General features: G+C 44.3%; 24 protein-coding genes. 9 read left to right on the top strand and 15 right to left on the bottom strand.

Going from position 1 to position 26,025, the window contains the following annotated elements:
• Positions 1 to 16: 16 nt before the first annotated feature.
• From ACSSU7_RS07485 to ACSSU7_RS07460, 6 genes are read right to left on the bottom strand one after another with little or no spacing between them, the layout of a single operon-like run.
• On the bottom strand, positions 17 to 1,360 hold the full coding sequence (locus ACSSU7_RS07485) for a CpaE/TadZ family protein (RefSeq protein WP_492515931.1): 1,344 nt from the start codon (positions 1,358 to 1,360) through the stop codon (positions 17 to 19).
• Positions 1,357 to 2,718 carry a type II and III secretion system protein family protein gene (locus tag ACSSU7_RS07480; RefSeq protein WP_492515930.1) on the bottom strand — a complete coding sequence of 454 codons (1,362 nt, stop codon included), beginning with the start codon at positions 2,716 to 2,718 and terminating at the stop codon, positions 1,357 to 1,359. Before ACSSU7_RS07480 ends, ACSSU7_RS07485 begins: the two co-directional genes overlap by 4 nt.
• A complete protein-coding gene (gene cpaB, locus ACSSU7_RS07475) occupies positions 2,715 to 3,695 on the bottom strand; it encodes a Flp pilus assembly protein CpaB (protein ID WP_492515929.1) in 981 nt (326 codons plus the stop codon). The genes ACSSU7_RS07480 and cpaB overlap by 4 nt, the downstream gene beginning before the upstream one ends.
• A 57-nt stretch (positions 3,696 to 3,752) precedes the next feature.
• A complete protein-coding gene (locus ACSSU7_RS07470) occupies positions 3,753 to 4,244 on the bottom strand; it encodes a TadE/TadG family type IV pilus assembly protein (protein WP_492515928.1) in 492 nt (163 codons plus the stop codon).
• Positions 4,241 to 4,735, bottom strand: coding sequence for an A24 family peptidase (locus ACSSU7_RS07465; protein WP_492515927.1), 495 nt, complete (start codon positions 4,733 to 4,735; stop codon positions 4,241 to 4,243). Before ACSSU7_RS07465 ends, ACSSU7_RS07470 begins: the two co-directional genes overlap by 4 nt.
• Positions 4,736 to 4,750: 15 nt before the next feature.
• Positions 4,751 to 4,921: a Flp family type IVb pilin gene (locus ACSSU7_RS07460; protein WP_492515926.1), complete on the bottom strand. Its 171-nt coding sequence runs from the start codon at positions 4,919 to 4,921 to the stop codon at positions 4,751 to 4,753.
• A 367-nt stretch (positions 4,922 to 5,288) separates the two neighbouring features.
• Between ACSSU7_RS07460 and ACSSU7_RS07455 the strand changes: the two genes are divergently transcribed.
• The 3 genes from ACSSU7_RS07455 (at position 5,289) to ACSSU7_RS07445 (ending at position 8,277) form a co-directional block, all read left to right on the top strand.
• On the top strand, positions 5,289 to 5,906 hold the full coding sequence (locus ACSSU7_RS07455; protein WP_492515925.1) for a response regulator: 618 nt from the start codon (positions 5,289 to 5,291) through the stop codon (positions 5,904 to 5,906).
• A gap of 17 nt (positions 5,907 to 5,923) precedes the next feature.
• A complete protein-coding gene (locus ACSSU7_RS07450) occupies positions 5,924 to 7,825 on the top strand; it encodes an ATP-binding protein (protein WP_492515924.1) in 1,902 nt (633 codons plus the stop codon).
• Positions 7,826 to 7,887: 62 nt separating this feature from the next.
• On the top strand, positions 7,888 to 8,277 hold the full coding sequence (locus ACSSU7_RS07445) for a response regulator (protein WP_492515923.1): 390 nt from the start codon (positions 7,888 to 7,890) through the stop codon (positions 8,275 to 8,277).
• A 61-nt stretch (positions 8,278 to 8,338) separates the two neighbouring features.
• On the opposite strand, the gene ACSSU7_RS07440 is transcribed toward ACSSU7_RS07445, so the two are convergent.
• From ACSSU7_RS07440 to polA, 5 genes are all read right to left on the bottom strand, one after another.
• Positions 8,339 to 10,045: a ShlB/FhaC/HecB family hemolysin secretion/activation protein gene (locus tag ACSSU7_RS07440; RefSeq protein WP_492515922.1), complete on the bottom strand. Its 1,707-nt coding sequence runs from the start codon at positions 10,043 to 10,045 to the stop codon at positions 8,339 to 8,341.
• An 82-nt stretch (positions 10,046 to 10,127) separates the two neighbouring features.
• Positions 10,128 to 11,501, bottom strand: a complete 1,374-nt coding sequence (locus ACSSU7_RS07435) for a hypothetical protein (protein ID WP_492515921.1) — start codon at positions 11,499 to 11,501, stop codon at positions 10,128 to 10,130.
• A gap of 429 nt (positions 11,502 to 11,930) precedes the next feature.
• Complete coding sequence (locus ACSSU7_RS07430; RefSeq protein WP_492515920.1) at positions 11,931 to 12,197, bottom strand: YkgJ family cysteine cluster protein; 267 nt, start codon at positions 12,195 to 12,197, stop codon at positions 11,931 to 11,933.
• Positions 12,198 to 12,245: 48 nt separating this feature from the next.
• Positions 12,246 to 12,998, bottom strand: a complete 753-nt coding sequence (locus tag ACSSU7_RS07425) for a competence/damage-inducible protein A (RefSeq protein ID WP_492515919.1) — start codon at positions 12,996 to 12,998, stop codon at positions 12,246 to 12,248.
• A 46-nt stretch (positions 12,999 to 13,044) separates the two neighbouring features.
• On the bottom strand, positions 13,045 to 15,873 hold the full coding sequence (polA, locus tag ACSSU7_RS07420) for a DNA polymerase I (RefSeq protein WP_492515918.1): 2,829 nt from the start codon (positions 15,871 to 15,873) through the stop codon (positions 13,045 to 13,047).
• Positions 15,874 to 16,071: 198 nt separating this feature from the next.
• Between polA and ACSSU7_RS07415 the strand changes: the two genes are divergently transcribed.
• The 4 genes from ACSSU7_RS07415 (at position 16,072) to ACSSU7_RS07400 (ending at position 19,165) form a co-directional block, all read left to right on the top strand.
• Positions 16,072 to 16,800, top strand: coding sequence for an LOG family protein (locus tag ACSSU7_RS07415; RefSeq protein WP_492515917.1), 729 nt, complete (start codon positions 16,072 to 16,074; stop codon positions 16,798 to 16,800).
• Between the two features lie 81 nt (positions 16,801 to 16,881).
• Positions 16,882 to 17,235 (top strand): DUF2782 domain-containing protein, encoded by a 354-nt coding sequence (locus tag ACSSU7_RS07410; RefSeq protein WP_135277913.1) that lies wholly within the window; start codon positions 16,882 to 16,884, stop codon positions 17,233 to 17,235.
• A 109-nt stretch (positions 17,236 to 17,344) separates the two neighbouring features.
• The gene (locus ACSSU7_RS07405; RefSeq protein WP_492515916.1) at positions 17,345 to 18,286 is read left to right on the top strand and encodes a homoserine kinase; all 942 of its coding nucleotides are present in this window, start codon (positions 17,345 to 17,347) and stop codon (positions 18,284 to 18,286) included.
• A 96-nt stretch (positions 18,287 to 18,382) separates the two neighbouring features.
• Entirely contained in the window at positions 18,383 to 19,165 is a 783-nt protein-coding gene (locus tag ACSSU7_RS07400) for a BPSS1780 family membrane protein (RefSeq protein ID WP_492515915.1), read from the top strand.
• A gap of 105 nt (positions 19,166 to 19,270) precedes the next feature.
• On the opposite strand, the gene ACSSU7_RS07395 is transcribed toward ACSSU7_RS07400, so the two are convergent.
• Positions 19,271 to 21,502, bottom strand: coding sequence for a UvrD-helicase domain-containing protein (locus ACSSU7_RS07395; protein WP_492515914.1), 2,232 nt, complete (start codon positions 21,500 to 21,502; stop codon positions 19,271 to 19,273).
• Positions 21,503 to 21,956: 454 nt separating this feature from the next.
• Here ACSSU7_RS07395 and ACSSU7_RS07390 point away from each other — a divergent pair, with 454 nt between their 5' ends.
• On the top strand, positions 21,957 to 22,760 hold the full coding sequence (locus tag ACSSU7_RS07390; RefSeq protein WP_492515913.1) for a DODA-type extradiol aromatic ring-opening family dioxygenase: 804 nt from the start codon (positions 21,957 to 21,959) through the stop codon (positions 22,758 to 22,760).
• Positions 22,761 to 22,810: 50 nt separating this feature from the next.
• On the opposite strand, the gene ACSSU7_RS07385 is transcribed toward ACSSU7_RS07390, so the two are convergent.
• The 3 genes from ACSSU7_RS07385 to ACSSU7_RS07375 form a co-directional block, all read right to left on the bottom strand.
• Complete coding sequence (locus ACSSU7_RS07385) at positions 22,811 to 22,951, bottom strand: hypothetical protein (RefSeq protein WP_492515912.1); 141 nt, start codon at positions 22,949 to 22,951, stop codon at positions 22,811 to 22,813.
• Positions 22,952 to 23,033: 82 nt separating this feature from the next.
• Complete coding sequence (locus tag ACSSU7_RS07380; RefSeq protein ID WP_492515911.1) at positions 23,034 to 23,912, bottom strand: SDR family oxidoreductase; 879 nt, start codon at positions 23,910 to 23,912, stop codon at positions 23,034 to 23,036.
• Between the two features lie 63 nt (positions 23,913 to 23,975).
• Complete coding sequence (locus tag ACSSU7_RS07375; protein ID WP_492515910.1) at positions 23,976 to 24,677, bottom strand: pirin family protein; 702 nt, start codon at positions 24,675 to 24,677, stop codon at positions 23,976 to 23,978.
• Between the two features lie 174 nt (positions 24,678 to 24,851).
• Between ACSSU7_RS07375 and ACSSU7_RS07370 the strand changes: the two genes are divergently transcribed.
• On the top strand, positions 24,852 to 25,754 hold the full coding sequence (locus tag ACSSU7_RS07370; RefSeq protein WP_492515909.1) for a LysR family transcriptional regulator: 903 nt from the start codon (positions 24,852 to 24,854) through the stop codon (positions 25,752 to 25,754).
• Positions 25,755 to 26,025 lie beyond the last annotated feature (271 nt).

The raw sequence follows: 26,025 nt of genomic DNA, 5'->3' as shown, positions 1-26,025 counted from the left end.
GATGGTCACTTTCTAGCTAGTTTTCGGACATTTTGAGTAGGCCGTAAAGCTTTGACAAAAAGCCATTTGAATTGCTTTGTCGATATTCAGGCCGCTTATCATCAAATTTTCTATCAATCAGTTTTTGTACAATCTTTTTCACATCACGTACGTAAGCACTTTTTGGTGCATGTTCAAAAAGTGAAACACCGGTGTTGATGGTTAATAAGCGTAACTGGCTAGCCGATGATAGTTTTGAGAGTAATGGCATATCAAAAGATTTTGCAATGTTCTCTGCACTAGGAATGGCATCATGTAAATGACGGTCAATAATGATCTTAGGGCTTGGGATGTTCGTTTTCTGCTCGCGTAACGATTGCAATAAATCATAATTACGTTTGCAGCTAGGCACTGTTTGCTCAACAAGAAATATTGTGGACTCAGCTAAGGAAAGCACTACTTTTAATAACTCAGGGTTACTCAACCCGCCATGGTTAATCACGATGTGCTTAAAATGACGCTTAAGTGTATGCAGCACTAAATATGCCTCGGTTGATGTGATGCTAGTATCTTCACCATCAAGCTCTAATGCGGATAGGAGTGTTAAGCCCGATTGATGCTTAGCAAAGCCTGTTTGGATTAAAGTAGCGTCTAATCTTGTTCTGTTTTTAATGGCATCGACAAAGCTAATTTTTGCAGTGACGCCTAGCATCAACATAATGTCCGCATGTGGCGCACCTAGATCTATCAATAACGTTGGTGCGGAGCGTTGCATTTCTAGCGCAAGGTGAATGGCAAGTAATGCTGTGCCATCTTCAGCCCTTGCATTAAGCAGTGCGGTAATATGCCCTAAGTCTGCTTTTTCATTCTGCTCGAGTACTGGCGCACGTTTGCTATAACGCGCGATAATTGCTGAGGTTTCATGCGCAGGCGTGCCAATTTTGATTAAATCACGCACGCCAGCGCGCATGATTGGCAACAGTGTTCCTTGGTTAATGACTTCAACTAGTCCAATGATTGTCAGCAAAGGTTTTACATGCAAAATGTCTTCAATCATGGCTAAGTCTGCGCTTAATTTAGCCGAATCAGCATCACTATGGACGATAACGCTACTTGTATCCTGTGATTGTAGATGGGAGAAGACTGCGCTGAGCCCTGGTGACACTGTGTTATCTGAAATCGTCTCAGTGCTTGCGTTCTGCGAAGGCAAATGAACCAATATAGCACTGACATCTACTGAATCAAGTAGGTTGTTAATACGCTCTGTATCGTTGGGTTCAACGAATATCAGATTGGCCAAATTGTCATTTAGTGCATTAAGCCAGCGATAGCAATGGTTTTTGCCTGTGATGACAATGTAATTGTTCAGATCTTTTGTCAATTTGACATCCCCGTTGATGACTTTGGATTGTTTGAGAAAAAGAATTCACTAAATGATGGATTGTAATCAGCGTATTCTTTACCTGGTAGTTCTGGCAACTTTGCATCGCGGGTAATCGGGCGAACTAGGCGAGGGGTGACAACCATCAATAATTCTTTGTCTTCCATATCGAAACGTTTTGATTGGAAGAACGCGCCAATAATAGGCAGGTTGCCTAAGCCTGGAAGTTTGTCGACATTATTAATAGTATTGCGACTGACCATGCCGCTAATCACAAAACTTTCTCCATCTCCTAATGAAACAGAAGTTTCTGTACGTCGTACTCTTAACCCTGGCACCGAAACCCCGCCTGTTTGTACTGCATTAGCAAAGTCTAGTTCACTTACCTCTGGGGACACTTTCATAAAAATTCGATGACTATCTAGCACGGTTGGTGTTAACTGTAATCGAACGCCATATTCTTTGAACAAAATAGTGACTGCACTATCTACACCAGTGCCAGACCTAATTGGCACCGGAAACTCACCGCCAGCAAGAAAGTTTGCAGTTTGCCCAGAAATAGCTGAGAGTGAAGGTTCAGCCAATGTGTACGCAAATCCATTGGACTCAAGCACACTTAATGTGCCGAGTAGACCGGAGCCGTTATTGCCTACAGCTAGATTAAACGCATTGAGCACAGGCAGGAATCCAGAGGTACTTCTAAAGTTGAAGCCTCCAGTTGTCGCAGACTCTACGCCACTTAAAGTGCCGGGTGCCGCGATGGCTAACGCAGGGTTGTCTTGATTGTTTTTCCCAAGAAACAGCCCAAATCTCATCATGTTCTTACGGCTCACTTCCACTACTTTGATATCAATTTGCACATGATTATCAAAATTGGTTTCAGTGTCATCAATCGGTAACTTAGGGTCTTGCTTTAGTGCGGTAAGTGCCTGATGATGCGTCTCTAAGGCGTTGATACTTCCTTTTATTTGCAAGGTGTTGCCTGCTGGGCTCACAACTAATCCCTCGCTCTCTATCGCTTTGATGGAGGCTTTTTCTAATATATCTGATTTATTAACAATGAGATTGATGATTGCTGAAGGCTTGCCGGTTTGTGTGGTTTCCCACAGGCTGATTTGTGTGGCGCCTATCGCTTTAGCCGTAATCAATATAGATTTAGGACCGAGCACTGTAACTGCAGCAATAGAAGGGTCTGCGATTGCGACACGTTTTAGCTGGCTCAGATGTTGATAGACCTCTTGTTTGTCTTTGGTGATTGAAATCTCTGTGTTGGCTGCAAAACTTGTCGAGTATGCAAATAGCACATAGCTGACAGACGCCATTCGTAAGATGAATTGTTTGATAGAGCGCGTATTCATTTAACATCTCTCATCGTAATGGTTTCAGTTTTATCACCAGAATGAACAACAATGACTGATGTTTTAGTTTTCTTAGCGGGTTTCTTTACACTTGGTTTCAATGTGTTTTGCACAGGCCGTGCTTGAGTAGCGTTAGGGTCTTTTAATAGGGCATCGTTTCTGATGAAATAGCTCTCGGATTTGTTAGGGTTAGCTGCAGAAACTAAAGTGCTTTCTAGTGTAGAGTTGTTAGGCTGAATCGGCTCTGGTCCGCGTAATGCTAATCGTAATTGACCAATGTTAGCAGCCAGCATAAGGCGGGCTACATCAGCTTCATTGACTGCCAGCACGGCAGAGCGTGCAGTATTGCTGGGTTTTTCTTTCTGCTTTGCATCGGTGCCACTAAATGCACTGTTGATTTGTGGCGCTGATGCGTTGCTTGATTCGGCGTTTAATTGAGTGTCTTCACCCATTTGAATGCTTTCACCAATGCTGATCACCCTTAATCTGCTTAGTACAACTTGAGAGACGCTGCTGCGTTTAACTGTCGTATCATCGTTTGCAAACAACAGCACATCAACATAATCGCCTGGTTTGATGTAACCACCAACGCCTGCAACCTCATCAATCTTGATCGCTAACGCACGCTCACCATTCTTTAGTAGTTCGGCAGCAGGGCTTAGTTGTTGGAAATTGGCTCTCCGTAACAAAGAGCCGCTTTCAATATCCTTATTTAGTATTTTCCCAATCACCTCGTGCGAGTTGCTAAAGCCTAATGTGTCAAACTTAACGACTTGTTTTTCACTGATGTCCAATGCAGTTAACATCTCACCAGCAAGTACCTTACGATTAGTGACGATTTGTGACACTGTTGCTACTTGGGGTGCAGGAGCGACTAAGTGTTGGTTTGCTGTACTGGTTTTATAGCCATACCATCCAAAAAATATGGCACCTATAAATAGTAAGACTGCGAAGGCTCTTAAAATATTTGTGTTCATTTTTATTGTTTTCAATTTGTGGCGATTAGGTTGTTGCTACAACAATTTCCTACTGGATCACACTAGCCTGATGACTGCACGGCCTTCCAAATTTGTTGGTCCTGAATATATCGGACCTATCCCCGGGATAATAAGTAACGGTATCCATGGCTGATCTATATAGTTGCGATACACCACACGAACGGTAAGTACCTTGTTCGTTAAAGAAATGTCTACGTTACTATTGTTAACGCCCAATACACGATCACGCGCCTTGGATGGCAGCCAGCTTAAAGCCGCACCGACAGAGTTGCGCACTGTGGGTACAACCCCTTGGTTCAGATAGGTGCTTTCATTGGCGTAAGCTTGTGCATTGACTGATATTGCCGACCTTGCGCCTTCGCTAGCCGCATGATGAAATGAAGTCTGTAATAAAAATATGAGTGAATAAGTTGCAATTGCATAAAACAGGGTGAAAAAGATCAGAAATAAAAATACAAACTCTATCGCTGCCGCACCGCGGCAAGATTTTAGAAGCACTCTTCTTAGCCGAGTAGTTTTGTTTTTCATAAACTTATCTTTTGATTTATATCAACAAGACTGGGTGCCAATAGCACTATCATCATTGCGCTCACTAAAGCAGCACCAAATGGTATAAATTTCTGTTTTGGCTTAGTAGGCATCGTTATGTGTTTGCCTAAAAATGCAATTCTTGAGGAAAGTATTAAAATGAAAACTATGCCTATAGATGCCGTGGCAAAGCTCAACAACATAATCTGCCAGCCGCACAGTAAAGCAATTGCACAAAGTAACTTTACGTCACCAGCCCCTAGTAATTTGTACTGATAGCCAGGCACGGTAAGCACTAACGCAACAACAAAACCTGCCGCTGCAGAAGAGATTGGTTGCTGCGTTAATGATTGCCCAGTGACTAACAACACAAAAGTGGCTACAAAAATAGCACCTAAGCTTAAGTAGTTAGGTATTAGGTTGCTACGATAGTCATTGTAAAAAACAACTGCCGACCACAAGCACAAAACTATGATAGAGATATCAGTCATGCACGATGATTGTATTTACGCACCAGTCAGCGCGGTTGAAATGCGCCCCAACACCGCGACTAGGTTGTCTCTGACTGTGCCTAGAGATGTCAGTATGCCAATCGATAAAATTGCTGCAATTAGCGCATATTCAATGGCGGTTGCGCCTTCTTCGTCATTCAATAAATTTATAATCCAGTTTTTCATCACTATTACTCCATATTTGGTTGAAAATAAAAAAAATGAACCTTGTGCATGCACGGCTAAAAGTTAAATTTAAAAGAACACCAAGTCAAGAAAATAATGCGGACTTAAGCTAAATAGTTACCCAATATTAATACCCAAAATGCATACTTATTTTCACCTTGTTTTATTGTATTTTGATGTGATTAAATTAATGTATAAATAATGCGTATCTCATTGTATTTTATCTGTATAATTTAATTTAATGTTTGGTACCTACCCTAGGGATTTGGCTCGATGAAACCTAGGTTGTTAAAAAGGTACCGTACTTTGTTTACGTTACACATTTATAATGCGAGATATATAATAGTGCATATGAAAAATAGAAATAATGAAACCTAGTCAAGACGCTTCTTCAGATACTTTTGTTACCACACGCGTGGCTGCAAAGATGTTGAATGTATCGCTGAGGACAATCCAATTATGGGTTGAGTCAGGTGTGTTGAATGCATGGAAAACTTCGGGTGGGCACAGAAAGGTTTCTGTAAAGTCAGTAGAGGTGGTTTTGTCGCAGCGGCAAGATTCACTTAAACACCAGGAAGCTACGTCTAAGAGCAAACACTCTCCTTTTGAAATACTGCTTGTTGAAGATGATGAGGGCGTTAGGCAGTTATTTAACTTTTATTTCACCAATTGGAAACGTGATGTAAAACTTGATGTTGCGAGCAATGGTTTTGAAGGGTTGATTGCGTTAGGTAATAAAATGCCTGATTTATTAGTGACCGATCTGAACATGCCTGGCATTAATGGTTTTGACTTGCTTCGTTATCTGGCTAACTCGCCGCAGTTTAGTAAGCTTGATATCGTCGTGATTACTGCGCTACTGCCTGAAGACTTTGTGAGCAATGTCGCTATTACACCGAATTTAAAGATTTTTCCAAAACCAATCAACTTTGATGAGTTTGAGCGTTACATCCTGCCATTGATTGATAAGAAACTAGGGGCGTAATTTTGGAAGAGTCCTTAATGGAATTTGGTCTATCTGCCAGTCATCTGAAAATATTATTCCCATTCCATTTTGTGATTAATAGGCAATTTAAAATCATCCAGTTAGGACCAAGTCTTGGTGGAATCTTTGATACTGATATTCGTTTAAATGCGTATATGGATCATTTCTTTGAGCTAACTACACCATCCTCGCTACTCAATTGGGGTTATTTACGGACAATAGAAAATGACATTTGCACATTAAGGCATAAAAAATCCAATATCGATTTTAGTGCAAGAATTTTGCCTTCAGGTCCAGACACATTGTTGTTCTTACTCAAGCCGCTAATTAATACCGCTGAGTATCTTGAGCAGCTAGGCCTGAACGCGGCAGATTTTTCTAATCACGATCTTGTTAATGATCTTTTTTTACGCACTAAAAATACAAACGTCACAAAAAATGCCAATATTGAAGATGTTCTAATCACACAAGATAAACAGCTTGGTGAGATACGTCGCCTATTGGCAACACAGGAGGCTGAGTCACGTAAGCTTGCGCATATTATTTCTCGATCAAGTTACTGGGTCATTATCGCAAATAAGCATGGGCATATTGAGTGGGTAAATACTGCGTTTACTCAGAACTCAGGGTTTTCTCAGGACGAGGCTTTAGGTAATGAGCTTAATTTATTGCTTAATGTAACATCAGGCGAGTTTGCACAAATCAAGCAAACGTTAATATCACATCAGAACTTTCGGAAAGAGTTGTCTTTTGGTGTGGATAATCTAGTGAAGTGGATTGATATTGATATTCGACCGTTGCTGGACGATGAGAATAATATCTTAAACTTTATTGCCATTGGCCGTGATATTACCGAACAGAAAAAAGCACAAACTCGCTCTCATCAATTAAGCGTCGAGTTAAATAGTATTTTTGATTTAAGCCCTGATGGTTTTGTTTCATTTGATGAGAATGACGAGTTAAGCCAAGTGAACTCAGCGTTTCTTGTGATGACAGGTTTAAGTGTTGAGGACCTTAATAAAATAACGTCAGAGCAGTTTGATTTGTTAATCAATGATTTGAATCAAGAAGATAGTAAATTTGGCGCTGGCTTAAAAGGCAGTGGTTCGATTATTAAAATAGTTCAGCCCAAACTTACTTTTATCAGAAGAACTTTAAAAAAGGTAGTTGATATTGGTAGTAAGCACCCACGTACCATTCATTACTTTCAAGATATCACTCATGAATATGAGCTTAGCAAAATGAAAGGTGAGTTTTTATCTATTGCGGCGCATGAGCTTAGAACGCCCATGTCTAGTATCTTTGGATTTACTGACCTATTGATCAGGCGAGAATTTAGCGTAGAGCAGCGTAAAGAAATTTTAGAGAATATTTTTCGTCAGGCAACTCGCATGACAAATCTTATTAATGACTTGCTTGACCTTGCACGCATTGAGGCCAAGGGGAAGTTAACACTAAGGTCTGAAGAAATTACAGTTCAAGGATTAGTGGATGCAGCGCTAGACGATATCAAAATGCATGCGGGTCATCGCAAAATTCAGGTGGCTGATTACGATGCTTCACTTTCGATTAAAGGTAATTTTGATAAGCTGATTCAGGTTTTTACAAATCTACTATCTAATGCCCATAAGTATTCATCAATAGAAAAGATAATTAAAGTTGATGTATTGGAACGTCAGGATGCGGGTGTGAGTTTTGTAGGTATTCGTATTATTGATGAGGGTATTGGTATTATCCGTAGTGAGTTAGATAAGTTGTTTGAGCCTTTTTTTAGGGCCGCTAATTCTCAGGGAATCCCGGGTACTGGCTTAGGGATGAGGATAGTGAAAGAGATTGTTGATTTGCATGATGGAGACATTGAAGTTTCGTCTGAGCTCAACGTTGGCACACAGGTGACGATTTGGCTGCCAAAAGCCTAACCTTAATATTAAATCTTTAAGTTGATTTTCATTTTACATTGATCAATATCGGAGGTGCCCTTGTGAAAGCAAAAAATAATAACCCTAAAGTTGTAATCATTGAAGATCAGCCAGAAATCCGGTTGCTAATTAAATTGACGCTTGAGATTAATGAGTATGAGTTTTTTGAAGCATGTGATGCAAGCATGGGGATGCAGTTGATTGAGAAGGTTAAGCCTGACTTGATTTTATTAGATGTGATGATGCCTGGCGAAATTAATGGTTTGATTTTATGCGATATACTGAAATCAACAGAAGCGTATGCAGATATCCCCATCATATTTTTGACTGGCGCGGACTCTAGTGAGGATCGTAAGAATGGTTTGCAATCCGGTGCGAGCTATTACCTGATTAAGCCTTTTCTGCCTCAGCAATTGATAGATTTAAGTGAAGAGTTGCTTCAGCGCGTTTAGTCATTGTATGTAACAAGCTGCGCTGGCTTAATCGTATTGTTTGACTTTGCTGATAGAGAGGTTAATTTAAAAACAAACCGTAATTTAAGCTAAATGTAATGTCATCAGAACGTCCTGCATTTTGGTTTTGGCTGCTTAGCGGTTTTGCCACGGCCATATCTAAAACCCCACCTACATCAGTTACAATTCTTAGGCCTAAAGCCAGTGATGACATTCGGTCAATATTGGTAGTGTTTGTGGTGTCTGCATTTTGAAAAGTGCGGGCAGACTCCAGCAGTACATATGGTTGCAATGCTAAAAGTTTAATGTAAGAAAAATCATAAACAAGCGGGATTTGTTTATTGACTTCTACACCCACGCCCCAGCCAGAGTCACCAAATATAAAGCCGGGCTCAAATGCACGCCCAAATTGATATCCACCAAACTGTACGCGCTCTGAAGCTGGCACTTGATCTGCACTGTATTGTCCAGTAAGTGAAACTTTTGTTCCTAAACCAAGCATAAAGGTATTGCTTTGCGAGAAGTTGAAGTTTAATTTGGTGAACGTTAAATCATCTGGATTGGTTAGCTCTATGCTTGTTGGGAAGTTTGTCTTTACGCTTTTTTCTGCGCCTAGAAGGTCTAATCCTTTGGATAAGGTAAGTTGAAGGCGCCGGCTTTGCGTTGAATAAAGTTCGGTGTAGGTTGCCCCTACTGACAGTGCTCTGGAGTGGGTTTTGCTGAGGATACCTCGGCCTGTTTCTTTGCTTTGTATTTTGTCTGTAAAATTTGTTGCTGATATTGAAGTCGTGCCAATTAGGCTTTTATTGCGATCAATGATGAACGGATAGCTAAGTGAAGTGCTCATGCGTAAAGATCTAACATTGCGATCAAGATCTGGCAAGAGTTGCTCTTCAGAACCACCTTCATACATAGAACCATCTAACTTTAACATTAGCCCCTGGCTACCTAGCATCTGCGAGTATGCGGCAGCATAGTATTGTTCGTTTTGTTGTGAGGCGAGTGTGGTAAATGTTAGTTGCTCAGCAGCGCTACTTAAGCTGTTAGCCTTAACCGTGATGATTGCCCTTGCTCTGGGATTCAAAGACTCAACGTTTATTCCTGCTGTGATGGGTGTACGGTTTGCGGTAATGACTAACTCTGCGGCACCGTCACGTTTTTTCGGTAGTTGCAAAGAGGCTTGGATTGAAAGGCCTGGTAGCAGTGATAGTAAGCTACTGTAACGATCCATGGTTTTCTTTGTTAAGGGTTTTTCTTGCAACATTGGTTCGACAATTGATCTAATCTTACTTTCAGTCGGTCCAAATTTTCCTAGGACATTGACGCTGCCAACATAACCTTCAATGACCAATACGGTAACTTTGTTACTGCCAAAATCTTGTGCAGGTATGTATGCAAATGATAGTGGGTACCCCTTTGCTATGTAGATTTTGGTTGCTTTAGAGGATAAATCTATCAAAGTTTGTATCGACACTTGCTTGTTGAGGTGTGGCTTAAAGACTGCATTCACTTCTTCAAAAGGAATGGTTTTCACTCCTTGAATATCGAACTGATTAACGGTTATCTGTGTTGCTAATAACTGCTGAAGTTTAGGATCTACGGCTGTATCGGGGCGGTTAATATCGACGGCACCTCTCACTCCCGTTTTGGGTTCTAGCACTTTTGGTAGGGTATCTTCTGGGTTTGCATTTGCAAAAGCCAACTGAACGTATGCTGATTGAGCCAGTAATATTAACCCGGTTAAGATAAGTGGTAAGTGCTTAAACATGATGTTGTGCATGACATTTATAGTGACTGACCTTGGCATATTCGGAGTTTTCAAGATCAGTCGCTGGTTTAGTCTTTCTTATCTATAAATTACCAAGTAAAGTTGTTACAGGGGCGAGCAGGCCGCCAGCATCAGGTAGGCTGGTGCCGCTTACTAAGCTTGTTACGGGAGCTAGTAAGTTTCCTGTATCAGCACTGCTTAACACGTTTGCGACTGGCGCTAATAATCCACCAGCGTCAGGTAGGCCAGCACCGCTCACTAAATCGGTTACTGGTGCAAGTAAATTACCTGTATCTCCGCCGCTCAGCAGATCTGTTACTGGCGCCAATAAGCCTCCGGTGTCTGGTAAGCCTGCTCCGCCAACTAAGTCTGTGACCGGCGCAAGTAAGTTTCCTGTGTCAGCATTGCTTAATAGGTCAGTCACTGGTGCTAATAGGCCGCCAGTATCAGGTAGGCCAGCACCACCAATCAAGTTGGTGACTGGCGCGAGTAGATTGCTTGTATCTCCGCCACTAAGCAGGTCTGTCAGTGGTGCTAATAATCCACCTGTATCAGGTAAACCAGTGCCGCCCACTAAATCTGTGACTGGAGCAAGTAACCCTAATGTGTCTCCACCTAGTAATCCTGTCATTGGATCTAATAAGCTGCCTGTATCGGGTAAACCTGCACCGCTCACTAAATTAGTGACAGGTGATAAAAAGCCACTGTCTGTCGTTGTGCCTCCAGAAGTAAGTGGTAATAAACCATCAGGACCAACTAGGGGGTCTAATAACGCACGATCTCCTCCTATAGGTGAGGTTAATGGCAGTAAGCCGTTGGTTCCTATTGTCGGGTCTAATAAAGTATTTGTTTGTATGCCAGCGCCACTTACCCAGTCTGTTATTGGTGTAAGTAAGTCACCGTTGATTCCTGTCGTATCATCAAGCGTGCTGACTACGGTATCTAGTAAAAGTTGTGGCTGTGGTAAGCCGTCACTAAGGTCTAGCAGTGAAGTGGCAGTGGTTAATAGTCCTGATCCATCGTTAGCGTCGTTAGACGTGAGTGGCAACAAACCATTAGGGCCGATAACTGGATCTAATGCAGTTTCATTGCCGGCATTGCTGGTTAAAGGGAGTAATCCATTTTCACCTACAACGGAATTTAAAATTGCACCAGCACCTTCACCATCGGCAGAAGTTAATGGCAATAGTCCGTTGGCGCCAATGACTGGGTCCAGTAGAGTGCTTCCTGTTGCGCTGGTTAATGGTAAAAGTCCTTGTGGCCCAACTAACAAATCTGCGGTGGTAGAGACCGTTTCTGTCACTGCATCAAGAACGCTAAGTGTAGATACAGTGGTCGGTGGTGGGGTAACGGATGGTTTTATCGCTAGACCGAGACCGTCACTATCGCAAGCTGTTAAAGAGAGGGTTGATGCAATTAACAATGGAATAACTCTTAACCTGTGCTGTAGTTTCATGGCAAATATTCCTTTAAATTAAATTTGGTAGAAATTTACAATTATCATTTTTATCATTTTAAGGTTGAATGTCAAACACTATCTATAATTTTAGCTGGTGATTGATGGGTTTTGTGTTTGTTTATTTTATGAATTTAATAAATATCAATTACTTATTGTTAATTATTGCTTATGGATATATTTATCATATTTATCATTTTATGGGGTGGTGTGTGTTAATAGTCTAGTGGTGAGGTGAATGTTGATTGGTTTGTAAAGGAGTAAAGTAATGATTGTTTGATGACAGATGGCTTGGAGTTATATTGTCTTTACACTGTTGATCACGGGAGATGGCGCTAATTTGCATTAGTAGCGTTGCTGAGTGGTAAGCTGATTTGGGTATAGACTTACGCGAGGATAACCAAAGTACTGAGTGTTGTTGTGGCGTTGCTATCTGATGATATTGGGTGCTGTGAGCTGCTCTAGTTGTGTAAGCCAACGGACGGCCTGTTCACGCGTATCTCCACACATTTCTGCGCTAGGCTGCAGGCCACCGCAAAATGCGGGTCGTTCCGGCTGGCCAAAGATTTTGCACATGTTTTGCTCATTGAGCTGAATGCAGCGCACACCGGCAGGCTTGCCATTGGGCATGTCAGGAATCGGGCTGTTAATAGAAGGCGCGATGCAACATGCGCCACAATGGTCTCTACATTTCATCGTGTATTGATAGATAGTCTATTGATCAGTATTAGCGCTCTGTAAACCCTAGTGTTCTACCCACGGGAAATGCAGCGTGCTGACGGCAAGTTTGATTTCTTCCAATGCCGCATTTGCCGCTACCTTAGGGCCTTTGACTCCCATCTCTGTAGTGCGGCGGTTATCTAGCTTAGGCAGGCTGAAGAGCTTAATTTCCGGGTATTTTTGTACGATATGGTTCATTAAATCAATGAGCTGGCTCTCGCCGGCATCCATCACCAAAATCGATAGCTCGGTATAATCCTGCTGGTGAAACAGGTGTTGGTAATGCGTGTCCAGCACCCATTCCACCATGGGGTGCGCCATTTGCGGGAAACCTGGCACAAAGTAATGCTGGTTGATGGCAAAGCCAGCCACGCGGTTCACTGGGTTGGGGATCAGTTCTGCCCCTGCTGGCAAATCTGCCATTAGGACTCTTTTCGGATAGGCGCCCTCACCATATTGCGCCTCAATTTCGGCAACGGCTCCCGGGTGGCGGGTGAGTGCTACTCCGGCAGCATCAGCCGCGCACTGACGCGTGTAGTCATCTGGCGTGGCACCGATGCCGCCAAAACTGAACACGATATCCCCATGCTGCATACTGGCTTGCAGCAGGCTTGTAATCTGTGCAGGAGTGTCACCCAGATAATGCGCCCATGCCAGTTGTAAACCGCGTGCTTTTAACGCCTGTATCACAAAGCTTAAGTGTGCATCCTGCCGTTTTCCGGAGAGGATTTCATCGCCGATGATATAAATACCGATGGACTGATTATCTTTTTGCATGATTGTTTAAATACGCCCGTGAACCACTGTGAGTCAATGTTAAGGATTAATGCGCGCTTTCCCAGTTACTGCCTACACCAACCTCAGCCAGTAACGGCACATCTAGTTTAGCTACATTTTGCATGAGCTCTGGCAGTTTCTGTTTGACCAGTTCGAGTTCGCTATCCGGCACTTCTAATACCAATTCATCGTGCACTTGCATGATGAGTTTAGTGCTGAGTTTTTCATTTTTCAGCCATTTATCAACCGCAATCATGGCAAGTTTGATTAAATCTGCTGCGGTGCCCTGCATCGGCGCGTTGATGGCCGCACGTTCGGCACCTGCTCTGCGCATGCCGTTGGCGCTATTGATTTCTGGTACCCATAACCTGCGGCCAAAGTAGGTTTCTACATAGCCTTTTTCTTTGGCAAGTTCGCGGGTTTCCTGCATATATTGGCGTACACCCGGGTAGCGCGCAAAGTAGCGCTCTATATAGCTTTGGGCGGCGCTGCGCTCGATATTCAGGTTTTGCGCCAGCCCAAATGCGCTCATGCCGTAAATCAGGCCAAAGTTAATCACTTTTGCATAGCGACGCTGCTCGTTGTCCACGGCACTGCGTTCCACGCCAAAAATCTCGGCAGCAGTGGCGCGATGGATATCTTCATTATTGGCAAAGGCTTGCAGCATGCCTGTGTCTTTAGATAAATGCGCCATGATGCGCAGCTCAATTTGCGAGTAGTCGGCAGAAACAATATGGCTGCCTGGCGGTGCGATAAACGCTTCGCGGATACGGCGGCCTTCAGCGGTGCGTACTGGGATGTTTTGTAAATTGGGGTCGCTGCTGGCTAAGCGGCCTGTAATCGCCACTGCCTGATTGTAGCTGGTGTGCACGCGCCCGGTGTGCGGGTTAATCATTTTTGGCAGTTTATCGGTATAGGTAGATTTTAATTTGGCTAAGCCGCGGTACTCCAGCAGCACTTTCGGCAGTGGGTAATCTAGCGCAAGCTCCTGCAGTACGTCTTCGTCTGTAGACGGCGCACCAGAGGGAGTCTTTTTAATAGGCTTAATGCCGAGTTTGCCAAATAAGATTTCTTGCAGTTGCTTAGGTGAGCCCAAGTTAAACGGTTGCCCTGCAAGCTCAAAAGCTTTTGTTTCCAGCTCCATCAGTTTCATGCCGATTTCGTTGCTTTGGCGGTTGAGCATGTTGGCATCAATCAACACACCATTGCGCTCAATGGTAAACAGGCATTCCATTGAAGGCATTTCAACTTGGCTGTAAATAAAGTTGAGTTTGCTATCTTGCAGCACCTGTGGTGATAGCGCCTCATGTAGTTGCAGGGTAATGTCAGCGTCCTCGGCTGCGTATTCAGCGGCAACCTCGATTGTCACTTGATTAAAACCAACTTGCTTGGCGCCTTTGCCGGCCACTTGCTCAAAGCTGATAGGCTCAATGCCTAAATGTCGGGCGCTGAGTTCATCCATGCCGTGGCCGCGGTGGCTTTCTAGCACATAAGACTGCAACAGTGTGTCGTGCGTAATACCATTAAGCGCAATGCAGTGGTTAGCCAATACGTGTTTATCGTATTTTAAATTTTGCCCTACTTTTTTAATGGCTGGGTTTTCCAGCAAAGGCTTAAACTTGGCTAAAACCTGTGCCAGCGGCAGCTGCTCAGGGGCGTCAAAGTAATCATGCGTGAGCGGCAAATAGGCGCCAGTTCCTGCTGACACGCTAAACGACATGCCGACAATTTGGGCTGTGAGCGGGTCTAGTGAGGTGGTTTCTGTATCAAAGCAGATGAGGTCCGCCTGGTTAAGCTTAGCGAGCCATGCATCTAAGGCTGTTTCGCTGAGTATGGTTTCATATTGGCGGCTGGTGTTAGGGGTGTAGCTGTACTGTACGGATGGAGGCGCGGTGTTAGCCTCAGCTTTAGCTTTGGCTTCGGGTCTGGCCACCGTTGCGGGTGCGCTGAATAAATCACCAGAGGTACCTGCTGGCGGAGGCTCCGCGCTAGGCTGAAGTGCCGCGTCTGGCATATTGTCCAGCTCGCGCTTCCAGCTTCTGAATTCAAAGTGGTCAAATAGTGCGGTTAGTTTTGCTTTGTCTGGCGTTTGTTGTACCAGCTCGTCAAAGTGGTCGCGGATGCCCACGTCACAGCGGATGGTAATCAACTCGCGTGCGGTGGGTAGCCACGGTAGCGCCTTGCGTAAGTTTTCACCTACCACGCCTTTAATGCTGTCTGCATTGGCGACTATATTGTCTAATGTGCCGTATTCTTTTAGCCATTTAACCGCAGTTTTTGGGCCAACTTTTTCCACCCCTGGCACGTTGTCTGAGGTATCACCAACCAGCACTAGGTAGTCAATGATCAAGCTGGGCGGGATGCCAAATTTGTTTTCCACACCAGCCACATCCAGCACGTCATCGGTTTTGCGGAAAGCGTCGCGCATAGTGTTGACTACGGTAATGTGCTCGTTCACCAGTTGCGAAATGTCTTTATCACCGGTAGAAATAATGGTCTTAATGCCTTGGCGCTCAGCTTGTTTGGCCAATGCGCCAATCACATCGTCTGCTTCTACGCCATCTTCAACAACCAGTGGCCAACCCATGGCGCGTATGGTTTCAAATAGAGGCTCAATTTGCGAGCGTAAATCATCAGGCATGCTGGCGCGGTTGGCTTTGTATTCTGGATAAATGTCATCACGAAAGGTTTTGCCTTTGGCATCAAATACGCAGGCACTGTATTCGGCAGGGTAGTCTTTGTGTAGGCGGCGCAGCATATTGAGTACGCCCTGAATCGCACCTACCGGCTCGTTGGCCGAGTTGCGTAGGTCGGGCATGGCGTGGAATGCACGATACAAATAAGATGAACCATCCACCAATAATAAAGTTTTCATATAAAAATCCAAAAATTGCGAGCGTCCGTCACATTAAATAGCCCTGCTTTAGGCAAATAATTGCAATAGGTTGTTGCCAACGGTCTTTAATCGCCTACATAATAAAACATATATGACATGCTTAAAAATTGTTTATGCGCAGGCGTTTAATTTAGCCTGTTTAAATTTTGGTATTTCATTCATCAAGGATTAATCGTCATGACCATTGTTAAAAAAATTCCAAAAATTACCGACCCTGACGTGCAGGGTATGCACCATACCGGCCTTGAGTCTTGGCATGCGTTTAAGATTATGTCTGAGTTTGTGGATGCAACGGAGCGTCTTAAAGAAATTACGCCTGCGGTTTCTATCTTTGGCAGTGCACGCACCAAGCCGGATAGCCCTTATTATGAATTGACGGTGGACATTGCAAGACGGCTTTCTGATGCAGGCTTTGCTGTGATATCTGGCGGTGGCCCCGGCATTATGGAGGCGGCTAATAAGGGCGCATTTGCAGGCAAGTCACCAAGTATCGGCTTAAATATTGAGTTGCCGCATGAGCAAAATGCAAATCCGTATCAGGATATTAGCCAGAATTTTAAGCATTTCTTTATGCGCAAAGTTATGTTTGTAAAGTATGCGAGCGCCTATGTGGTAATGCCAGGCGGGTTTGGTACTCTAGATGAGCTGATGGAGGCGATTACGCTGGTGCAAACCGGCAAAACGCTCAAGATTCCTATTATCTTGGTATGTGAGCCATTTTGGCGCGGGCTGGTGGAGTGGGTGAAAACCACTTTGGTGAACGAAGACATGATTTCAACCAGTGATTTGGACCTAATTCAGATGATTGATGACCCAGAAGAGATTGTGCAGGCCATTTTCAAACATTACGAAACACGTGGTTTCAAGCTTTCTGCAGAAGAAGAGCGCATCCAGCTTTATTTGTAATCATATGGCCTTATACCGGATGGTTTTTGATAGAATGAGCACTTAATTTAGTTGATGATGTTGATGCCGTAAAGGGTGGTAATGATGATGCGTAAAAATTACAAAAATCTAAGTGCTTTATTACTTGCAGCAATGCTAGCGCCAACGCTGTTGCAAGCTAGAGAGTTGCCATCCAACCTGCAGCCGTTGGAGGACATTCCACCGCCTAGCATCAGCTCGGAAGATGTGCCGGATGAGCCGGAAGTTACTATCGTTAAAAAGAATGGCGAAACCATAGAGGAGTACCGTGTTGGTGGCCAACTGTACATGATGAAAGTCACACCTAAGCATGGCGTGCCTTATTATTTGCATAGAGAAGACCAAGACGGTGCTTGGGTAAACGTAGGGCCTAATCCGCCGCTATCTATTCCTAAATGGACTATCTTTAGATTTTAATCCATCACAATTGATCGAATACAGGCATGGGGATGTAAGCAGTGTTTTCATCTACATGCTTGATATAATGCCCCGCCTTTAATTATTTCCAGTTTTTTAAATTACACCTATGTCTGTTTTTACCTCAGTTAACAATCAACAACTACAAGCATGGCTTCAAGATTACTCCATCGGTGAGTTGGTTGAGCTAAAAGGTATTTCCTCAGGCATTACCAATACCAATTACTTTGTGACTACTACGCAAAGTAAGTACGTACTCACCTTATTTGAGCACAACACGATTGATGAGCTGCCGTACTTTATTGACTTGATGCATCATTTATCCACACACGGTGTACCTTGCCCAGACCCAATTAGTAATAAGGCTGGTGTTAATTTACACATGCTCAATGGTAAACCTGCCGTATTAATCAGTTGCTTGAATGGTCAGGATATTACAGCGCCTACTACCGTTCACTGCGCGGAGGTTGGTAGAGTGCTGGCGCAAATGCATCAGGCAGGGCAGTCGTTTGTTTCTCAGTATTCAGGCCAGGCACATCAAAACCCACGCGGCGCAGACTGGCGTAATCAAACCGCACAAAAGGTGATGGCGCATTTATTGGCAGATGACCAACAGTTATTGGCTGAAACACTGGCATTCCAAGCTGGGCTGGATACCTCAGCCTTACCTAAGGGCATTATCCATGCGGATTTGTTCCGCGATAATGTATTGTTTCACGGTGATAAAGTCGGTGGTTTGATAGACTTTTATTATGCATGTCATGATGTGCTGGCATATGACTTAGCGATAGTGGCTAATGACTGGTGCGTGCAGGCGGACGGCCAGTTAGATGCCGCCAAAGTGGAGGCGTTATTGCAGGCTTATCAAGCGGTGCGTCCATTTGAGCAAGCGGAACATGCCGCATGGCAGGGCTTGTTGCGTATTGCCGCATTACGTTTCTGGCTGTCGCGATTGTATGATCAGATTTATCCGCAGGCGGGTGAGTTAACGCACGCAAAAGACCCAAATCATTTTAAAAATATCCTGAAGTTAAGAACCGCACAATCTTAATCAAGGATAGGATTAATCAAACTGGATTAATCTGTTGTGCGTTAGCATAGAATAGTCATTACAGTAGGCTGATTTGAAACTAGAGGTGAAGGCATCATGGCAGAAGATCTAAACACGCAATCTCCAGCAGTTAAACAAGTGCCGGCGGCAAACGCATGGCTTTGGATTGTCAACGGCGTTAACTTGTTTAGAGCTAACCCTGTGATGTGGGTGATTCTGCTGCTAATTTACTTGGCAATCATGATTCCTATTTCAATGGTGCCGATTTTGGGCTCTGTGGTTAGCACTTTGTTGGCGCCGGTGTTTGCGGCAGGCATGATGTGGGGCTGCCAAGCACTTACACGTAATCAGGATTTAGAAATCAACCATCTGTTTCAGGGCTTCAAGCAAAACACTTCGCAGTTGGTAGCGGTGGGTGGTTTTTATATGATGAGCTTGCTGGTGATTGCGGTTTTAGTAGTGCTGATGCTAGATAGAGGTGCGGTAGAACTGATTTCGCAAGGCAAAGACTTAAGCCCTGAGCAAGCAAGCACTGTAATCTTGCCATTATTTATCGCCATGTGTTTGCTTATGCCGGTGCTGATGGCCTACTGGTTTGCACCAGTGTTGGCTGGGCTTAACCAATTAAAAGCAGTAGATGCGATGAAATTGAGCTTTGTTGCCTGCTTGAAAAATATGCTGCCGTTTCTGCTTTATGGCTTGATGTTTATGGCGGTTTTAATGTCTGCCATGTGGTTGGTCGTGAGCGTACATGTGATTTTTTCTGTGGTGTTTGTTGCCATTATTCCAGTCATGATGACCAGTTTATACACCAGCTACGCTGATATTTTTGGCATAGATAACGTTAGCCAATCTAGCCAGCCTGACCAAGCGATTTAGCCTTACTAACTCGCTTAAAATTATCTAGGTTTAATATTAAAACTTAATTGAATTGGTAGCCTGCTTAGCGCAAATCGTTAAGATTTTCGCTAGGCAGACTAAAGTTTAGATCGCAGTCAATTTAGCAAATTCTAACGCCAGCCATTTTAGGCCTTCACGTCCAAAATTCACTTGCACGCGCATATCGTTAGCGTTGCCTTCGTAGCTCACCACCACACCATTGCCAAATTTGTTGTGTGCCACTTGCTGGCCTACTTTCCATGGCATGGCATTTTTCTGTGTGCTGCTTTGCTGTTTGCTCATTACCGCAGGCAGTTCGTTGTAATCTCTGCCGTAACCAGATTTAGCCACAGGTTTGCTGTTTAAGCGTTTGAGCAGTTCCTCTGGAATTTCATCCAAAAAGCGCGATGGGATGCCGTAGCGTACTTGTCCATGCAACATGCGGCTTTGGGCGTGGCTTAAATATAAGCGTTGGCGTGCGCGTGTTACTGCCACGTACATTAAGCGCCGTTCTTCTTCTAGGCCATTGGCTTCGTAAGTGCTCTGCTCGTGTGGGCACAGGCCTTCTTCCAGGCCGCTGATAAACACTACTTTAAATTCCAAGCCTTTAGAGGCGTGTACGGTCATCAGCTGCAAAGCTTCACGCCCTACGTCTGCTTGGTGTTCACCTGCCTCTAAACTGGCATGGCTTAAAAACTGTGTGAGTAAGTCTTGTTCGGTTTCGCCATCTGCATTGCTATGGTTGCCAAAATCCTGGTTGGTAAACGCAACTGCGGCGGTGACCAACTCCTCTAAGTTGGCAATACGGTCTTCGCCTTCTTTTTCATTTTGGTAATGTGCTTTAAGGCCTGAAAGCGTGGTGGCGAGCTCAGCCAGTTCTGAAAGGCTAATGCCATAAGCTTCATCCACCATTTGCCTAATCAGTGCGACAAAACCATCAATGCCTTTGCCGCCAACCTTGCCGTGCCCCACTTTATTAATGGCAGCCTGCCATAGACTGCAATTTTCTGCGCGAGCGGCTTCCTGTAGCTGCTCTAAGCTACGAGCGCCGATGCCGCGCGCTGGGAAGTTAATCACGCGCAATAGTGCTGTGTCGTCATTGGCATTGGCAATCAGGCGCATGTAAGCGAGTGCGTGTTTAATCTCGGCACGTTCAAAGAAACGCAAGCCGCCATATACGCGGTATGGCAGATTAGCCGAGAATAGTGCATGCTCTAATACACGAGATTGCGCGTTAGAGCGGTAGAGCATGGCCATTTCGCCCAGCTCAGTACCTTCTGCATGTAGCATTTTAATTTCATCAACAATAAATTGCGCTTCGTCATTATCGTTGTAGGCTTGGTACACGCGCACAGGCTCACCAGCGCCTGCGCTGGTCCATAGGTTTTTGCCTAAGCGATTTTTATTGTGCGAAATAATCGCATTGGCGGCATCTAGTATGTTGCTGTGCGAGCGGTAATTTTCCTCCAGCTTCACTACGCTTTGTACATTGAAATCAGTTTCAAAATCGCGCATATTGCCAACGCGGGCGCCGCGGAAGCCGTAAATAGATTGGTCGTCATCACCCACGGCAAAAATACAGTTATGCTGTCCATCCTTACTTTGGCCCGCCAATAGTTTTAGCCATTGGTATTGCAGGCGATTGGTATCCTGAAACTCATCGACTAAGATATATCTGAAACGGCTTTGGTAATGCTGGCGAATATTGGCATCGCGTTCTAGTAGCTCGTAACAGCGTAATAGCAGCTCGGCAAAGTCTGCCACACCATCACGTTGGCATTGCTTGTCGTATTCTTCAAAAATCTCACGCAGTTTTTGTGAATGCGGGTCGTAGGCGTCCACTGCATGTGCGCGCAGTCCCTCATCTTTGCAACCGTTAATGTAGTTTTGCACTTGCTTGGGCGGAAACTTCTCGTCATCTACATTCATTAGCTTCATTAAGCGTTTAAGCATTGAAAGCTGATCTGCAATATCCAAAATCTGGAAACTTGCCGGCAGCCCGGCCTCACGGTGATGTGCGCGCAATAGACGATTGCACAAACCGTGGAATGTGCCAACCCACATGCCGCGGGTGTTGATAGGTAACGATGCAGTGATGCGCGTAAGCATCTCTTTTGCTGCTTTATTGGTAAAGGTTACCGCCAACAAACCCGTAGGTGAAACTTGTTCAGTTTGAATTAGCCATGCAATACGCGCTGTGAGTACGCGCGTTTTGCCACTGCCGGCACCAGCTAAAATCAGTGCAGACTGTTGCGGTAAGGTAACTGCCTCTAACTGTTTATTATTTAATCCAGCTAAAAGAGGATCTTGCATAGTGGTTTGCGGTTGGCTATTCATAGTCGATATTTTAGCATGACTACTTAAACCAAATATTCCATATGTGGTCACAGCTTACATATGTTTTAGATAGCTTCTTTGGTGTTGAATCTTTGGTGTTAAATGTGGCGCGGTTTTTTAAGTGAGCCTAAGTTTGGTGTAAAAGCTAGGCCTACAAAAAACGCATTTATTTTGGAACTTATTTAGAAAAGGCTTAGTCAGAACCTACAGGTAACGCAAGTTACCTTTCCGCTCCAATCCTCCCTGAGCGGAAGCCTTAGACGATGAGGCATTTTTGGACCCCGATTTCATCCCCTTGGTTGGGGTCTTTTTTTGCCTGCTATTTATGCAAAGGCTTTAATTTATGCATGCTAGTATAAACGTAAATCTTACCAATTGTAAATAACTTGTAAATGATTTGTAAATTTATTTAGAGGCTGTTTTAAACCTTAGTCATTAGGAGTAGTTTACTTGTATGAAACCAAACATTAGATTCCCAACGTTGTTTATCTCTCATGGTGGCGGGCCTTGGCCGTATATTGAGGATATGCGCGCAAGCTTTGCAGTGACAGAAACTGAGCTAGCCAAGCTGCCTGCCAGTTTGCCGGCAAAACCCAAGGCGATTTTGGTGATTACAGGCCACTGGGAAGAGCCGCAATTTACAGTATCTACCGCACAGCAGCCACCCATGGTGTATGACTACTTTGGGTTTCCTGAACATACTTACCATGTGCAGTATCCTGCAAGCGGTAGCCCTGACTTGGCTAAACGAGTAAGGGAGATATTGGCATTAGCTGGGGTGAATGCGCTGGAAGATGAACAGCGCGGTTTCGACCACGGTACTTTTGTACCGTTAATGCTCATGTACCCGAATGCTGATATTCCGGTGGTATTGCTTTCAATGAAAACAACTTATGACCCGCTTGAACATATCAAGCTGGGTGAAGCGCTTGCGCCGTTAAGAAATGAAGGCGTGCTTATTATCGGCAGTGGGCTCACTTATCATAATATGCGTGGCTTTGGCCGGCCAGCATCGTTTGAGCCTTCTGTGCAGTTTGAGCAGTATTTATATGAAGCGGTTACTGACCATAATACGCAGCAGCGTAATCAAGCATTGGTGGATTGGGAGCAGGCACCATTTGCACGCTTGGTGCATCCGCGGGAGGATCACTTAATCCCTTTAATGGTGGTGGCAGGTGCGGCAGGTGATAGTGTAGGTGAGCGTATTTTTACAGATACAGTGTTTGGTGTGGTAATGGCTTCTTACCGTTTTGGCTAGTACTAAGCTGGCTTTGCGATGGAGTTACCGCCAAGCCAGCGTTAGGGTTGTCATCCTATCCCCAGCCACGTTTCTTCTTCTCTAAATTTTGCATCTAAATCAGATTGCTGTAAGTCTGTTGTATTAGCTTCTTGCTCAGTATTTGCGCTGAAAATGGAGTTTCTCCAAGTGTAGATTCTTTCTAAAATCATCGTTATTCTCTTTTCTGTATGTGTTTAATTGGATTAAAGCTCCCAAGCCTTTGCTCGGGAGTGCTTTAACCGCTAACGCGATTTAAATAAAAGCGGCTTTGTTGGCAGTAATAAAGTCTTCCAATCTGGTTAATGGGCGGCCTAGTAAAGTTTCACCATCTGTGGTCACGACTGCTGCTTGGTTAGAGGCAAATACTTCAAATAGCTCAAGCACGCCTTTCGCCTGCCACTCTGGCCAGCCAGAACCTGTGAGTGACGCATACGTTGTGTCTTCATCTGGTGATACATAGTCAACGCTATGCCCAGTCACACGTGAGAATACGGCTGCAATGTCGCTGCCTGATAGCAACTCTGGTCCAGTAATGTTGTAAGCTTTATTGGTGTGGCCTGCTGTTGTGAGTGTCACCGCTGCCGCTTCGCCAATGTCTTGCACATTTAATGGTGCAAGTTTGCCTTCTCTAATACCAAAGTATAATTTGCCGCTTTTTACGCCATCCGCCCAGCCAAAAAAGTTATCTTGGAACCAGATCGTGCGTAAGTGCGTCCATGGCAAACCTGATGCTTCTAAATACTTCTCTGCCTCGCGGAACTGTTTTGCGAATAGAATCGCTTCCCACTCTGCACCTACTACCGATAACAATACGATTTGACTCACAGTGCCTGCCGCTACCGCAGCATCCACCGTATTTTTGGCATGTTGCGCTCTGTTCTCTACGTTGCCTGGAATGATGTAGACTTTGGTCACCCCTTCAAACGCTGCTTTCAAAGTAGCTGGCTCATCTAAATCAAAAATGGCGGTTTCGATCGTTGGGAATTTTTCTTTAAGTTGCGCGGCTTTGCTTGCGCTTCTTACGCCAGCCACTACTGTAATATTGCGATCATTTTTGTTCACTAATGCTTCAATGGCCGCTACGCCGTTATTGCCTGCTGCGCCTACGATTAAAATGGTTTCTTGTGTCATGGTATTGCTCCTAAAGAAATATAAAGTAATTAAAATTAAATAAAAGTTAGTAAATAAATAAGGTTAGTAAGGTAGGTCGAACATTAGTAGTTCGGCATCTGCTGCATTGCTAAACTCAACCAAAGCTTCCTCTTGAATTTTTAAGGCATCGCCTGTGGCCAACTTAATGCCGTTGACTTCCACTTCGCCTCTAATCAAATGCACATAGCCTGTTCTGTTAGCTGCTAATTGATGAGCCAATTTGGTTTCTCCGTTCAATATCGCTGCATAGATGCTTGCGTCTTGGTGAATCAGCACTGAGCCATCTTTTCCGTCTTGTGAAGCAATCAAACGCAGTTGGCCTGTTTTTGATGCGGCATCAAAATGTTTTTCCTCGTAGCTTGGTGCAATGCCGGTTACGTTAGGGTTAATCCAAATTTGCAAAAAGTGCACACGCTCAGTGCTAGAGTGGTTGAACTCACTGTGGCTCACGCCAGTGCCGGCACTCATTCTTTGCACATCACCGTAACGAATCACAGAACCATTGCCCATGCTGTCTTTATGTTCTAGTGCACCACTCAATACGTAGCTGATGATTTCCATGTCTTCATGGCTGTGTGTGCCAAAGCCACGGGCAGGTTGTACGCGGTCTTCATTAATCACCAGCAAAGGTCCAAACCCCATTTGCTCTGGGTTGTAGTAATGGCCAAATGAAAACGAGTGGTTAGATTGCAACCAGCCATGATCAGCTGCACCGCGTTGACTATTTTTAAGCACTTGTAACATGATGAATGACTCCTATTTAATCTGGATTGCTGCATCATTTATTACTCTATGTGCGATAATTTGAAACATAGTGTTTATTAATAAATGGCTTGCTGTTAATGTGATAAGCATTATGAACCGTTAGTTTCTCTATGAAAAACGGAAAAATTATCAACCTATCATCGAAAAATTCGAATGTTCAGAATAAGCCTAGATTCTTTATTAATTCTTGATGCGATTGACCGTGGCGGATCGTTTGCTGCTGCGGGTAGTGAGTTGCATAAAGTACCGTCCACCATTTCATACACGGTCAGTAAGCTGGAGCAAGACTTAGGCGTGCAAGTATTTGAGCGCCAAGGCCCTAAAGTTAGCCTAACCAGCGCGGGTAAGGAGCTATTAAAAGAAGGACGGTACCTGCTGAAAGCAGCGGAAGACCTGGAGCATAGAGTGCGGCGTGTAGCGTCAGGTTGGGAAACCGAGCTATCCATCGGCATGGATTCAGTGTTCTCTCCCACGGCATTGGTTGAAGATATTGCCGAGTTTTATAAAGTGGCGAATCTGACCAGACTGCGGTTTGCACAAGAGGCGTTATCCGGCTGCTGGGAAGCGCTGATGGACAGGCGCGTGGATTTGCTGATAGGGGCCGCAGGCGAGGGGCCATCTGGTGGCGGCTATCATGCAAAGGTGATTGATACCATCAATTTTGTGTTTGCTGTTGCGCCTAATCACCCATTGGCCAATGTGAATAAGCCCTTAGGTAAGGCCGAGTTATATCATCATCGCGCTATCACGGTGAGTGACTCGGTACGGAAAATGCCACCACGCACCGTGGGTTTACTGTTTGGTCAGGAAGCCTTAGCGGTGTCCAACATGCGTACAAAATATGAGTTTCAGCTAGCTGGGCTTGGTTTTGGCTTTTTACCTGAGCCATTAGCTCGCGATGCCATAGCAAACGGCTTGCTGGTAGAAAAACAAGTAGAAGAGCCACGCCAACCAGAATCCATCTATATGGCTTGGCGTAGCGGCGATGCTGGCGCTGGCTTGAAGTGGTGGGTTGATAGAATCAAATCACAAAATATGGCAGAAAAACTGTGGTGAAGTAAGTTGTGTGTTGAATAGCCAGTAAGTTTCTGTGTCTAACCATCTGTTCTATATGGGTGATTGTCTCTAACTTTGTTGACTGATAATGTTTGCTTGGTTTGAATTTATACGCATGCAAACGAGCTTATTATCCTGCTTGGCGATGAAGCGCGATAAAACATTTGACCTCAACATACTAAAAAAATGACAGTTGAATGGCTGTATCAAAATAAGCGCGTCCAAATTATTGGTAAGCAGATTTGTAAATTCAGATTGTAGATTAAGTGTA

Source organism: Methylotenera sp. E1MeOHC1 (assembly GCF_058745595.1).
Note: the sequence above shows the minus strand (reverse complement) of the source record. Positions and strands in the feature narration are given on the sequence as shown.

Excerpts from the sequence above, each read along its gene's own strand:
- ACSSU7_RS07480 (WP_492515930.1), bottom strand. The coding sequence starts at position 2,718 with ATGAATACGCGCTCTATCAAACAATTCATCTTACGAATGGCGTCTGTC.
- cpaB (WP_492515929.1), bottom strand. The coding sequence starts at position 3,695 with ATGAACACAAATATTTTAAGAGCCTTCGCAGTCTTACTATTTATAGGT.
- ACSSU7_RS07470 (WP_492515928.1), bottom strand. The coding sequence starts at position 4,244 with ATGAAAAACAAAACTACTCGGCTAAGAAGAGTGCTTCTAAAATCTTGC.
- ACSSU7_RS07465 (WP_492515927.1), bottom strand. The coding sequence starts at position 4,735 with ATGACTGATATCTCTATCATAGTTTTGTGCTTGTGGTCGGCAGTTGTT.
- ACSSU7_RS07460 (WP_492515926.1), bottom strand. The coding sequence starts at position 4,921 with ATGAAAAACTGGATTATAAATTTATTGAATGACGAAGAAGGCGCAACC.
- ACSSU7_RS07455 (WP_492515925.1), top strand. The coding sequence starts at position 5,289 with ATGAAACCTAGTCAAGACGCTTCTTCAGATACTTTTGTTACCACACGC.
- ACSSU7_RS07450 (WP_492515924.1), top strand. The coding sequence starts at position 5,924 with ATGGAATTTGGTCTATCTGCCAGTCATCTGAAAATATTATTCCCATTC.
- ACSSU7_RS07440 (WP_492515922.1), bottom strand. The coding sequence starts at position 10,045 with ATGTTTAAGCACTTACCACTTATCTTAACCGGGTTAATATTACTGGCT.
- ACSSU7_RS07435 (WP_492515921.1), bottom strand. The coding sequence starts at position 11,501 with ATGAAACTACAGCACAGGTTAAGAGTTATTCCATTGTTAATTGCATCA.
- ACSSU7_RS07430 (WP_492515920.1), bottom strand. The coding sequence starts at position 12,197 with ATGAAATGTAGAGACCATTGTGGCGCATGTTGCATCGCGCCTTCTATT.
- ACSSU7_RS07425 (WP_492515919.1), bottom strand. The coding sequence starts at position 12,998 with ATGCAAAAAGATAATCAGTCCATCGGTATTTATATCATCGGCGATGAA.
- polA (WP_492515918.1), bottom strand. The coding sequence starts at position 15,873 with ATGAAAACTTTATTATTGGTGGATGGTTCATCTTATTTGTATCGTGCA.
- ACSSU7_RS07415 (WP_492515917.1), top strand. The coding sequence starts at position 16,072 with ATGACCATTGTTAAAAAAATTCCAAAAATTACCGACCCTGACGTGCAG.
- ACSSU7_RS07410 (WP_135277913.1), top strand. The coding sequence starts at position 16,882 with ATGATGATGCGTAAAAATTACAAAAATCTAAGTGCTTTATTACTTGCA.
- ACSSU7_RS07405 (WP_492515916.1), top strand. The coding sequence starts at position 17,345 with ATGTCTGTTTTTACCTCAGTTAACAATCAACAACTACAAGCATGGCTT.
- ACSSU7_RS07400 (WP_492515915.1), top strand. The coding sequence starts at position 18,383 with ATGGCAGAAGATCTAAACACGCAATCTCCAGCAGTTAAACAAGTGCCG.
- ACSSU7_RS07395 (WP_492515914.1), bottom strand. The coding sequence starts at position 21,502 with ATGAATAGCCAACCGCAAACCACTATGCAAGATCCTCTTTTAGCTGGA.
- ACSSU7_RS07390 (WP_492515913.1), top strand. The coding sequence starts at position 21,957 with ATGAAACCAAACATTAGATTCCCAACGTTGTTTATCTCTCATGGTGGC.
- ACSSU7_RS07385 (WP_492515912.1), bottom strand. The coding sequence starts at position 22,951 with ATGATTTTAGAAAGAATCTACACTTGGAGAAACTCCATTTTCAGCGCA.
- ACSSU7_RS07380 (WP_492515911.1), bottom strand. The coding sequence starts at position 23,912 with ATGACACAAGAAACCATTTTAATCGTAGGCGCAGCAGGCAATAACGGC.
- ACSSU7_RS07375 (WP_492515910.1), bottom strand. The coding sequence starts at position 24,677 with ATGTTACAAGTGCTTAAAAATAGTCAACGCGGTGCAGCTGATCATGGC.
- ACSSU7_RS07370 (WP_492515909.1), top strand. The coding sequence starts at position 24,852 with ATGTTCAGAATAAGCCTAGATTCTTTATTAATTCTTGATGCGATTGAC.